Source organism: Inquilinus sp., from assembly GCF_057815775.1.
Genome location: NZ_JBYRFX010001073.1, coordinates 1 through 11,421 on the forward strand (window position 1 = coordinate 1; position 11,421 = coordinate 11,421).

The 11,421-nt window shown below is 67.6% G+C and carries 10 protein-coding genes; 7 read left to right on the plus strand and 3 right to left on the minus strand.

The window, feature by feature from the left end; translation table 11 throughout:
* Positions 1 to 1,548 (minus strand): TIGR04028 family ABC transporter substrate-binding protein (locus AC3XYG_RS38445; protein WP_489145182.1); only part of this gene is annotated, 1,548 nt, incomplete at its 3' end.
* Between the two features lie 319 nt (positions 1,549 to 1,867).
* On the opposite strand from AC3XYG_RS38445, the gene AC3XYG_RS38450 reads away from it, so the two are divergent.
* The 7 genes from AC3XYG_RS38450 (at position 1,868) to AC3XYG_RS38480 (ending at position 9,734) form a co-directional block, all read left to right on the plus strand.
* On the plus strand, positions 1,868 to 2,761 hold the full coding sequence (locus AC3XYG_RS38450; protein ID WP_489145183.1) for a LysR substrate-binding domain-containing protein: 894 nt from the start codon (positions 1,868 to 1,870) through the stop codon (positions 2,759 to 2,761).
* Positions 2,762 to 2,909: 148 nt separating this feature from the next.
* A complete protein-coding gene (locus AC3XYG_RS38455; protein WP_489145184.1) occupies positions 2,910 to 4,178 on the plus strand; it encodes an MFS transporter in 1,269 nt (422 codons plus the stop codon).
* On the plus strand, positions 4,175 to 5,254 hold the full coding sequence (locus AC3XYG_RS38460; protein ID WP_489145185.1) for a lactonase family protein: 1,080 nt from the start codon (positions 4,175 to 4,177) through the stop codon (positions 5,252 to 5,254). Before AC3XYG_RS38455 ends, AC3XYG_RS38460 begins: the two co-directional genes overlap by 4 nt.
* Positions 5,251 to 6,162: an NAD(P)-dependent oxidoreductase gene (locus AC3XYG_RS38465; protein WP_489145186.1), complete on the plus strand. Its 912-nt coding sequence runs from the start codon at positions 5,251 to 5,253 to the stop codon at positions 6,160 to 6,162. Before AC3XYG_RS38460 ends, AC3XYG_RS38465 begins: the two co-directional genes overlap by 4 nt.
* Positions 6,159 to 7,871 carry an IlvD/Edd family dehydratase gene (locus AC3XYG_RS38470; protein WP_489145187.1) on the plus strand — a complete coding sequence of 571 codons (1,713 nt, stop codon included), beginning with the start codon at positions 6,159 to 6,161 and terminating at the stop codon, positions 7,869 to 7,871. Before AC3XYG_RS38465 ends, AC3XYG_RS38470 begins: the two co-directional genes overlap by 4 nt.
* Positions 7,868 to 8,644 (plus strand): 2-keto-4-pentenoate hydratase, encoded by a 777-nt coding sequence (locus AC3XYG_RS38475; RefSeq protein WP_489145188.1) that lies wholly within the window; start codon positions 7,868 to 7,870, stop codon positions 8,642 to 8,644. The genes AC3XYG_RS38470 and AC3XYG_RS38475 overlap by 4 nt, the downstream gene beginning before the upstream one ends.
* Before the next feature lie 34 nt (positions 8,645 to 8,678).
* Complete coding sequence (locus AC3XYG_RS38480) at positions 8,679 to 9,734, plus strand: Ldh family oxidoreductase (RefSeq protein ID WP_489145189.1); 1,056 nt, start codon at positions 8,679 to 8,681, stop codon at positions 9,732 to 9,734.
* A gap of 8 nt (positions 9,735 to 9,742) precedes the next feature.
* On the opposite strand, the gene AC3XYG_RS38485 is transcribed toward AC3XYG_RS38480, so the two are convergent.
* Positions 9,743 to 10,744: a calcium:cation antiporter gene (locus AC3XYG_RS38485; protein WP_489145190.1), complete on the minus strand. Its 1,002-nt coding sequence runs from the start codon at positions 10,742 to 10,744 to the stop codon at positions 9,743 to 9,745.
* Positions 10,745 to 10,970: 226 nt separating this feature from the next.
* Positions 10,971 to 11,421, minus strand: a 451-nt coding sequence (locus AC3XYG_RS38490) for a M24 family metallopeptidase (RefSeq protein ID WP_489145191.1), incomplete at its 5' end; no start/stop codon positions are given.

Here is an 11,421-nt window from a genome sequence, read left to right on the forward strand (position 1 = left end):
GACATAGGGCGCCCCGGCGAAGACCTGCGGCTCCTCGAAGATCGGGATCACATAGGCCTGGTCCAGCAGATAGGCCTGGACCTCGCCGGCGAGCTGCAGGCGCTTCGCCGGGTCGGTCTCGGAGGCCACGGCCTCCAGCAGCGTGTTCAGCTTGGCGTCAACGAAGCTCTGCACCTTCGAGCTCGACCCGCCCTTCTGCAGCAGCGCGTCACGGTTGGCGTAGTGGAACTGGCTCTTGATCACGTCGGGGTCGGCACGCCCGACCTCGGCCACCACAACAGGGGTCTTCGACGGGTCGAGATTGTCCGAGACCGTGCTGCCGGCCGAGCCCGAGAGGATGTTGAGCTTGGCCCCGACCTTGGCCCATTGCTGGCCGACCAGCTGCAGCACGCCCTTGTTCTGCGGCTGCGGCAGGGATTCATGGATCGTCAGCGTCAGCGCCTGGCCGTCCTTCTGGCGGATCCCGTCAGCGCCGACCGTCCAGCCCGCCTGGTCCAGCAGCTGCTTGGCCAGTTCGGGGTCGTAGCCGAGCTTGGCTGACAGGTCGACATAGCCGGCCGCGGCAGAGGAGATGACCGCGGTGGCCTCCGGGTAGTTGGCCGAGAACAGCGTGCCGACGATTTCCTTCGCATTGGTCGCGTGCAGCAGCGCCTGCCGCACCCGGATGTCGGACACCAGCGGATTGTCCGGACGGAAGGCGACGCTGTCATTCACGCCGCGGGTCGGCGCGGCATAGACCAGATACTCCTGCGCCGTGACCTGCTTCTCGTCATAGGCCTGCAGTTGCCGAATGAAGTCGGCCTGGCCGGCGAGCAGCGACCCGATGCGGACGCTGTCCTCCGGCGTCACGATGAACTTGATGCCGTCGAGATAGGCGCGGCCCTGCTGCGCCAGCGGCTTCGGACCCCAGGCGTAGTCCTGGCGCGCCGTCAGGTCGACCTCCTTGCCCAGCGTCTCGTTGCTGACGACGAAGGGGCCGGAGCCGATGATCTTGGTCGCGGCACCGAGCTCCTCGAATGGCCGGGCCAGAGTGCCGAGCGAGACGAGGCCGGAGCCGATCACCGAGGTGCCCTGCAGGAAGCCGGGCGACGGCTTCTTGAAGAAGAAGCGGACCGTGTGGGCATCGACCACCTCACTGTGGTCGTAATTGTTGATCACCTCGGAGACCGGCTGCTTCAGCGCGGTGTTGCCCAGGCCATAGGTGTCGTAGTTCTTCGCCACGGCGTTGGCGTCCAGCGGGGTGCCGTCGGAGAAGGTGACGCCGTCGCGGATCTTGAAGGTGTATTCGGTGTCGTCGGTGTTGACGGTCCAGGATTCCGCGATCCAGGGCTCGATCTTCAGCGTCTTCGGGTCCTGCCAGGTCAGCTTGTCGGTGATCTGGTTCAGCACCCCGCCATTCGGATAGAAGCCGCCCGCCGGCGGATACAGGTTCGTGTGCGGCTGCTGTTCGAGATAGATCAGCGTGCCGCCGGTGACCGGCGCGTCATCGGCCGCGCGGGATGGGCTTGCGAACAGGGCCGAGAGCGCCAGGACTGCTGCACCGGCCACGGCAGATCCGTGGCGATTGTTGATCCGCAAGATTATCCCTTCCAACGATGGCCATGAACTGGCATTAGCCAATATGGGTTGTATTTTTTGCAGCCGCAAACGCGCTGAAGCCGCGTGGCGCCCAATGTTACGGGCGGATTTTCCGCACGGCACAATTCACCGTACAATATGATCTTTTATTAAAAAATAACAAATTTTAATTGTTTATTCTGGATGTCTGGTGGCCCGCGATCCACTGATCGGGTGTTGCGGTCAACGCCGAGCAGCGCGTCATTTGAGGCGGTATAGTGATCCGCAGCCCGCTGTGCCCGAGGGATCGATGTTCGAGCTGAGCCATCTGAGATGCTTCATCGCGGTTGCTGAGGAGCTGCATTTCGGCCGGGCGGCCGAACGCCTGCACATGACGCAGCCGCCCGTCTCCCGCCAGATCATGCAGTTGGAGCAGACCCTCGGCGTATCCCTGCTCACCCGGTCCAACCGGGTCGTGGCGCTGACCGCCGCGGGGCGCAGCTTCCTGAAGGATGCCCGCGACATCCTGCACATGTCCGAGGAGGCGCGGCAGTCGGTGCGGCAGGTGGCGGCCGGCGAGAAGGGTAGCCTCGCGATCGGGTTCATTCCGGCGTCGAGCTATGAGCTGCTGCCCCGGATCGTGTCCCTGACCAACGAGCGGATGCCGGGCATCGAGATCATCCTGAAGGAGCTGGTGACCGCGGCCCAGCTGGACCGGCTGTCGACCCGGCGGATCGATGTCGGCATCCTGCGTCTGCCGGTGGACCGCGAGCGCGTCGACACCCTGTGCATCGCCCGGGACCGGATGATGCTGGCCGTGCCCAAGGGACACCCCCTCGAGGCGCTCGAGTGCGTGCCGCTCGCCCGGATCGACCGCCAGCCCTTCATCATGTATGCGCCGATCGAAAGCCGGTATCACCACGACCTGGTGTCCGCCGCGTTCCGGCGCGCCGATGTCCGGCCCGATTTCGTGCAGTATGCGCGCGAGACCCACACGATCCTGTCACTGGCCGGCGCCGGGGTGGGGCTGGCGATCGTGCCGGAAAGCGCCACCCGCCTGCGGCCGGCGACGGTCGAGGTCCGCGAACTGGACCTGGCGGAGGATATCGTCAGCCAGATGTGGCTGGCCTGGCTGCGCGAGAATGACAACCCGGCGCTCACGTCCTTCCGCCGGCTGGTGCGGGACCATTTGGTGGGCTCCTGACGTGCGCCCGCTGGCCACGATGCAAAACTGGCATCGTGCGATGCCCATAACAGGCTCGATCGCGATGGCAGTGCCCTCCTAGGGTCCCGGCAGAACATGCCATGCCGGCACTTCGAGGGCCGGCTGCCGAAGCCGTTGGGAGGATACCGTGCCCTTCAAGCGCGGATGGATCGCTTTGCTGCTGTTTGCGCTGGCAACGATCAACTACGTCGATCGCACCACCCTGTCTTTCGCCGCAGGGCCCATCGCGAAGGAATACAACCTCGACCCGGTTTCGCTGGGCTACCTGTTCTCGTCGTTCCTGTGGACCTACACGATCTTCCTGATCCCGATGGGTATGCTTGTCGACCGCTACGGCGCGAAGCGCGTCGCCGGCTTCAATCTCGGCCTGTGGTCGCTGGCGACCGCGGCGACCGGGCTGGCCTTCAGCTTCGGATCGCTGCTGGCGACGCGGCTGGTAATGGGCGCCGGCGAGGCGGCGAGCAACCCGGCCGGCGGCCGCGTGATCCGCGAATGGATGCCGGCCGGGGAACGCGGCGCCATGAACGCAGCCTTCAACGCCGGGTCCTATGCCGGCCCCGCGCTGTGCGCGCTGGTCGCCGGGCCGATCATCGAGGCTTTCGGCTGGCGGTCCCTGTTCTTCATCTCCGGCGGCATCGGCGGCCTGTGGCTGATCTGCTGGCTGGTCTGGTTCCGGCGGCCGGAGGATGCGCGCTGGCTGGGCGAGGCGGAACGGACCAAGATCCTGACCGAGCGGACCGGCAACACGACCCCGGACGGCGCCGGGAAGACCGGGCTGCTGCGCATGCTGGCCAGCGGGCCGACACTGTGGGGGCTGGCGCTGACCATGGGCTGCAACGTCTATTCGCAATACCTGTTCCTGACCTGGCTGCCGACCTATCTGCAGACGACCAAGGGCCTGACCATCGCCAAGACCGGCCTGTATGCCGCCATTCCCTATGCGGTGGCAGTGGTGCTGTGCATCTGCATCGGCCGGTTCAGCGACCGGCTGCTGAAGGGCGACGTCGCCGGCGGCCGGCGCCGCTACGTCATCGCGGCGACGATGGTGCTGGCCGCCGTGATCCTGTTCGCACCGCTGATCGACGATGTGTGGCTGATCCTGGCGCTGGTCGCGATTTCGCTGACTGGCATCGCCGCGATGACCTCGCTCAACTTCTCGCTGGTCAACGACCTGCTGCCCAACCCCGCCGACATCGGCGTCGCCATGGCCTTCACCGTGGTCGGCGGCAACATTTTCGGCCTCCTGGCGCCGATCGTGACCGGATACGTCATCCGGGCGACGGGCAGCTATGACGGCGCCTTCATCGTCGCCGGCGTGCTGCTGGTCTGCGGGGCCATCTCCACCCTGACCCTGACGCGCCGGCCGATCGGCGCGCCGCGGCCGCAAAGGGCATGATGATGCACGCCTATGTCGGCTGCCGGACGACGAAGGAGCGCAATGCGCGGGGACAGGGCCTCGGCGTCTATGCCGTCGCCGCGGATGGCCACTGGCACCATGTGCAGACGGTCGCCGGGCTGGAGAACCCGTCCTTCCTGGCCAGGACGGGCGACACGCTCTACGCCGTGCATGGCGATGCCAGCACGGTCAGCGCCTTCCGGATCGCATTGGACGGCCGCCTGACCCCGCTCGACCGGCAGGAGACGGGCGGGCGCAACCCGGTGCATCTGTTGGTGCATGAGCCGAGCCGGAGCCTGATCGTCGCCAACTACGCGACCGGCAGCGTGGCGCTGCTGCCGCTGCGGCCGGATGGCGGCCTGGACCCGCTGCGCCAGATGCTGGACCTGTCGGGGCAGCCTGGACCGCACCGGACACAGCAGACGGGGTCCGAACCGCACCAGATCCTAGTCCCCGATCCCGCGGGTCCTCGGCTGATCGTGCCCGACAAGGGGCTGGACCGGGTCTTCGTGATCGAAGTCGATGCCGTCGGGCGGCGGCTGCGCCTGGCCGCGGACCAGCCGCCGCCGGGCCGCGAAGGATCGGGGCCGCGCCACGGCGTCTTCCATCCCTCGGGCACTACGCTCTATGTCGCCAACGAGCTGGATTCGACGGTGACGAGCTTCGGCTACGACACGGCGACGGGCCGGCTGTCGCCGCTGCGGATCGTGTCCACATTGCCGCCGACCTGCCTGCGCACCAGCCACGCCGCCGGCGTCGCCATCACACCGTGCGGCCGCTGGCTCTACGTCTCCAACCGCGGCGACGACAGCATCACGACCTTCTCGATCAGCCCCGACACCACGACGCTCTATCCCGTGGCCTGGACACCCAGCGGCGGGGCCAAGCCGCGCTTCATTACGCTGGACCCGGCAGGCACGACCCTGATCGTGGCCGATGAGGACAGCGACAGCATCGTGTTTTTCGCGATCGACGCGGAAACCGGCACTCCGACCCCGACAGGCCATCTCGTCGAAACCGGCAGCCCGGTCTGCGTGATCTTTGCGGACGCGGTACAGCAGGAGACAGCGACATGAAGATCGGTTTCGCCGGCCTCGGCCAGATGGGACGCCCGATCGCCGCCAACCTCGCCAAGAGCGGGGCCGGCATCGTGGCCACCACCCGCCAGGCCGGTCCGTTCGATGACCTGATGGCGAAAGGCATCGAGATCACCGCCGACGCCCGGCGGCTGGCGGAGGCCGATTTCGTCTTCCTGTGCCTGCCGGACGGCAAAGCGGTGGAGGAGATGCTGTTCGGACCCGACGGCCTCGCACCGCTGCTGGCGCCGGGGCGAATCGTGGTCGATCTCGGCACCAGCGACTACGCCCGGACCATCGCGACCGCCCGCCGGCTGGGCGAGGCCGGCTGCGGCTTCCTGGACGCGCCGGTGTCGGGGATGGAGGCCCGGGCCATCGACGGCACGCTGACCGTGATGTGCGGCGGCGATGCTGCCGTCTTCGATACCGTCAGGCCCCTGTTCGACTGCATCGGCAACAAGGTCCTGCATGTCGGCCCGGCCGGCAGCGGCCAGTTGGTCAAGCTGATCAACCAGCTGCTGTTCGATATCAATGCCGCCGCCCTGGCCGAGGTGCTGCCGATGGCGGCGAAGCTGGGCCTGGCCCCCGACTTGGTCGGCGAGGTCGTCAACAGCGGCACCGGGCGCAGCTACGCCTCGGAGTTCTTCATCCCGCGCATCCTGCAGGGCCACTTCAACGACGGCTATCCGATGCAGCATGCCTACAAGGACCTCGTCAGCGGTGCCGGCCTGTCCGCCGATCTCGGCCTGCCGATGCCGGTGCTGGCCGCGGCGACCGCGACCTACCAGACGGCCCTGCTGCAGGGCCATGGCGCCAAGGACAAGGGCGGCATGGTCTGCGTGTTAGAAGACCTGCTGGGCGTGCAGTTCCGCAGCGCCGTCCTGTCAAAACCCGGAGACTCCCAGTGACATCCCCGCTCGGCCTGTTCAACGGCCTGACCAATTACGGCGACCCCGATTTCGCGCGGTTCCTGCGCCGGTCCTTCGCGCGGTCGATGGGCCTGTCGCGGGAGATGCTGGACAAGCCGGTGGTCGGCATCGCCATGACGCCGTCGGGTTTCAACAACTGCCACCGCTTCATGCCGGATCTGGTCGAGGCGGTGTCGCGCGGCGTGCTGGCGGCCGGCGCCCTGCCCCGCGCCTTCCCGACCATCTCGCTGGGCGAGGTCTTCCTGAACCCGACCAGCATGGTCTATCGCAACCTGATGTCGATGGACACCGAGGAGATGATCGCCGCCCAGCCGATGGACGCGGTGGTGCTGATCGGCGGCTGCGACAAGACGGTTCCGGCCCAGTTGATGGGCGCCGCCTCGGCCAATTTGCCGGCGATCCAGCTGGTGACCGGGCCGATGTCGACCGGTCGCCACAAGGGGCAGCGCCTGGGCGCCTGCACCGATTGCCGCGGCTTCTGGTCCAAGTATCGTGCCGGCACGGTGGATGCCGAGGAGATCGCGACGGTCGAAGGCCGCCTGTCGGTCACGGCGGGCACCTGCGCCGTGATGGGCACGGCCTCGACCATGGCCTGCATCGCCGAGGCGCTGGGCATGTCGCTGCCGGGCACCGCCGCCATCCCGGCCGTCCATTCGGACCGGCTGGTGGCGGCGGAGGAGACGGGCAAGGCCGCGGTCCAGCTGATCACCCAGCCGATCCGCCCCGACCAGATCATCACCGAGAAGTCGGTCGACAACGCCCTGCGGGTGCTGATGGCGCTGGGCGGGTCGACCAACGCCATCGTTCACCTGGCCGCGGTGGCGGGGCGCCGCGGCATCCACATCACCAATGAGCGCCTGAACGCCATTTCCGACGAGACGCCGGTGCTGGTCGACCTGAAGCCGGTCGGCGAAGGCTACATGGAGGACTTCCATGCCGCCGGCGGCATGGGCGCCCTGCTGCGGGAGCTGAAGCCCCTCCTCCACCTCGACACCATCGACGTGACCGGGCAGACGCTCGGCGACCGCCTGGAGGCGCCGATCGACTGGGTCGACCACGCCGTCATCCGGCCGTTCGACAACCCGGTCTCGCCGGTCGGCGGCCTGGTCTCCCTGTCCGGCACGCTGGCGCCGGATGGGGCGATCTTCAAGCGCGCCGCCGCCACCCCGGCGCTGTTCGAGAGCGAGGGCCGGGCGGTCGTCTTCAATGGGCTGGAGGATCTCGCCAGGCGGATCGACGATCCCGACCTGGATGTGAAGCCCGACGACATCCTGGTGCTGCAGAATATCGGCCCGATCGCGGCGGGCATGCCGGAGGCCGGCTATTTGCCGATCCCGAAGAAGCTGGCCCAGGCCGGCGTCAAGGACATGATCCGGATCTCGGACGGCCGCATGTCGGGCACCGCTTTCGGCTCCATCGTCCTGCACGTCTCGCCCGAAGCCGCGGTCGGCGGCCCGCTGGCGGCCGTGCGCGATGGCGACCGCATCCGACTGTCGATCGCCGAGAAGCGCATCGACCTGCTGGTCGATCCCGAGGAGATCCAGCGCCGCCTGGCCGACGTCAAGCCGCCGCCGAAGCCGAAGCGCGGCTACAAGGCGCTCTACCGCAACACGGTGTTGCAGGCGTCGGAAGGCTGCGATTTCGATTTCCTGACCGCCGAACCGATGTCCGGGGACCCGACAGCATGAGCGACCGGTTCGATCCCATCCCCGCAGCCGACGCCCTGGCCGAGGCCTGGCGGTCCGGCCAGCGCTTGCAGGCGCTGCCCGAAGCCATCCGGCCGCAAACGCTGGCGGAAGGCTACGACGTCCAGGATCGCCTGATCGAGACGCTGGGCGACAGCGTCGCCGGCTGGAAACTGGGCGTCGGCAGCCACAAGGGCAAGCGGGACTCGGGCATCGGCCGCGCCATCGCCGGCCGGATCCTCTCGCGCCGGGTCCACCAGCCGGGCGATACGGTTCCCCTGCCCCATGACGGGCCGGTGACGGTCGAGTTCGAGATCGCCTATGTGCTGGGCCGCGACGTCAGCCCCGGCGAGGTGGTGGCCGATCCGCTGTCGGTGGTGGCCGAGACGCGGGTGGCGTTCGAGCTGGTGCTGTCGCGCTTCGTCGACCGGCGCGTGGTGGGATGGCCCAGCTTCGCCGCGGACAATGCGGCGTTCGAGGCACTGGTGCTCGGCCCCGTCATCGACGGCGCAACCATTGCCCGCATCGCCGAAACGCTGGTGGTCGAGGCTGACGGCGCCGAGCAGGCGCGGATCGCAACCGGCGATGATGAGGTGGTGCCCGTCGACGGGTTAGCCGACCTGCTGGCGATCGCCCGCGACCGCGGCATGGTGCTGCCGCGCGGCAGCATCGTGTCGACCGGGACCATCTCGGTTCCGTTCAACCTCGCCGGCGCTGCGCAGATTACGGCGCGCTACCTCGACCGCGACCTGCGCGTCTCGATCACGCGCCCGTGACCCTTTCTCGGGACGAGAAGCGAAAGACACAGCAATGACCGACACCCGCATTTCCCCCGACCGCCTGCGCGACTTCGCCACGGCCGCCTACCGCACCACCGGCATGCCGGAGGATGATGCCAGGCTGTGCGCCGACACCCTGGTCCAGGCCGACCTGTGGGGCCATCAATCCCATGGCGTCATGCGCCTGCCCTGGTACATGGCGCGACTGCGCGCCGGGGTCTGCGCGCCCGTGGCCAAGCCCGAGCTGCTGGTCGACGGTGGCGCCATCGCCGTGATCGACGGGCATGAGGGCATGGGCCAGGTGCTGGCCGCCTATGCCGCGCGGGAAGCGATCGGGCGCGCCAAGAAGCACGGCATCGGCGCGGTCGCGCTGCGCAACTCCAACCATTTCGGCACGGCGCTGTACTACACGCTGATGGGCGCGCGGGAGAACTGCGTCGCCTTCCTGTCGACCAATGCCAGCCCGTCCATGGCGCCCTGGGGCGGCCGGAAGAAGGTCGTCGGCAACAATCCGTGGTCCTGGGCCAGCCCCGGCGGGTCGCACGCGCCGATGGTGCTGGATATCGCCAACACCGGCGTCGCGCGCGGCAAGATCTACCTGGCCCGGCAGAAGGGTCAGCCGATCCCGGAGGGCTGGGCGCTGACCGCCGACGGCGCGCCGACCACCGACCCGCAGGCGGCGATCGATGGCATCATCCTGCCGATGGCCCAGCACAAGGGCTATGCCATCTCCGTCATCATGGACATGCTGTCCGGTGTCCTGACCGGCAGCGGCTTCGGCCCTGGCGTCCATGGGCCGTACCAGGCCGAGCACCGCAGCGGCGCGGGCCAGCTGATGATCGTCCTCGACATCTCGGTGTTCCAGCCGGTCGCGGAGTTCAACCGCCGGATGGACGAGATGATCGCCGGGCTGAAATCCGCGCCGCTGGCCCAGGGTTTCGACGAGATCTTCTATCCCGGCGAGATCGAGGCGCGGAACGACCTCAAGCATCGCCGCGACGGGCTCCTGCTGCCGGACGACACCCTGGCCGATCTGCGCCAACTGGCCGAGCTGGTGGGGATCACCGACCAGTTGCCCTTCGACTGAGGCTCGTTTCAGGGGACCACGGACACGAGCAGGAACATGGCGAAGATCACCAGATGGATCGCGCCTTGCAGCACCGAGGTGCGCCCGGTGCCCAGCGTCAGCGTGCTCACGAACAGGGTGAGCACCAGCAGGGTCATGTTGGCCGGCGAGATGCCGAGCACCAGGTTCTGCCCCATGATGAGCGAGACCATCGCCACCGTGGGAATAGTCAGGCCGATGCTGGCGATGGCCGACCCCAGGGCCAGGTTAATGCTGTTCTGCAGCTGATTCCGCATCGCCGATTTGGCCGCGGCCATGCCCTCCGGCAACAGGACGATGGCGGCGATGACCACGCCGACAAACGCGGCCGGCAATCCGGCGGCCGTGATCCCCTTCTCGAGGGGATAGGACAAGATCTTGGCCAGCAGTACGACCGCGACGAGGGAGAGCAGCAGCAACCCGAGGCATGCTGCGGCGGTCCCATGGCTCGGCTTTGCCGGCGCGTGGCTGGCGCTTTCGGCCTCGGGGGAAGTCGGTAGCGGATCGTCGAGGAAGTAGTCGCGGTGCTTGATGGTCTGGACAAAGATGAAGACGCCCCACAGCACCAGCGATGCGACGCCGATGCAGACGACCTGCACCGCGGAAAAGGACGGGCCTGAGACCGCGAGGGTGTAATTCGGCAGGATCAGCGCCAGCGTCGCCAGCGTGCCCAGCACGGCCAGGGCCGCAGCCGCCCCCTGAAGCTGGAAGGTCTGTTCGAAATGCCGGCTGCCCCCCATCACGAGGCACAGGCCGACCACGCCGTTGAGCACGATCATCACGGCGCCGAAGACCGTGTCGCGGGCGACCATGTCGCTGCCGTCGGCCCCGGCCAGCATGATCGACACGATCAGCGCGACCTCGATCACCGTCACCGCGACAGCCAGGAGGATCGAGCCGAAGGGTTCGCCAAGCTTGACGGCCAGGACCTCGGCATGATGCACCGCGGCAAACACGGTGGCGCCAAGCAAGACGCCGGCAAGAATCAGCACCGCAGTCGCGTCCGATGGCACAACATTCGCAAGTTTGAGTGCAAGCAGCCCGGACGCCAGCAACGGCGTCAGCCAGGTCCATGTCGGTATCGGCTTATGATTGTGATCCGACATCAGGAAATCCCTCGATCAACGCAACGGATGTGAAACTCGATTGGCCGGCCCGAGGGATGATCCGATCGAAATGCCGATATACCGTGGGGATGTGGCAACATGCTGGCAAGCGTTACCCGCCGAGGGTGATGAGATGGCGCGGCAACGTGTTCATCGAACGGTGCCCGTCCGCCGTCACCAGCAACTGGTCCTCCAGGTTGAAGCCGCCGACGCCGGTGACATAGATCGGCACCTCGAAGGCCAGGACCATGTCGGGCTCGATCACCGTGGCGCTCGTGGCGCTGATGAAGGGCCATTGCTCGGAGAACAGCGAATGGCCGAGCCCATGTCCGAAATGTCCCCGGCTGAAGCCGGCAAGGCCCGCATCCTCCAGGGCCGCGGTGGTGGCCCGGTGGACCTCGGACAGCTTCACGCCGGGCCGGATCCGGGCGACCCCGGCCGCGAACGCCGCCTCGATCGAACGATGCAGTTGCGCCTGATCCGGAGTCGGCGCGCCGAACACGTAGTTGCGGGACGTGTCGGATGAATAGCCATCGATCACGCAGCCGACATCGGCCTTGACG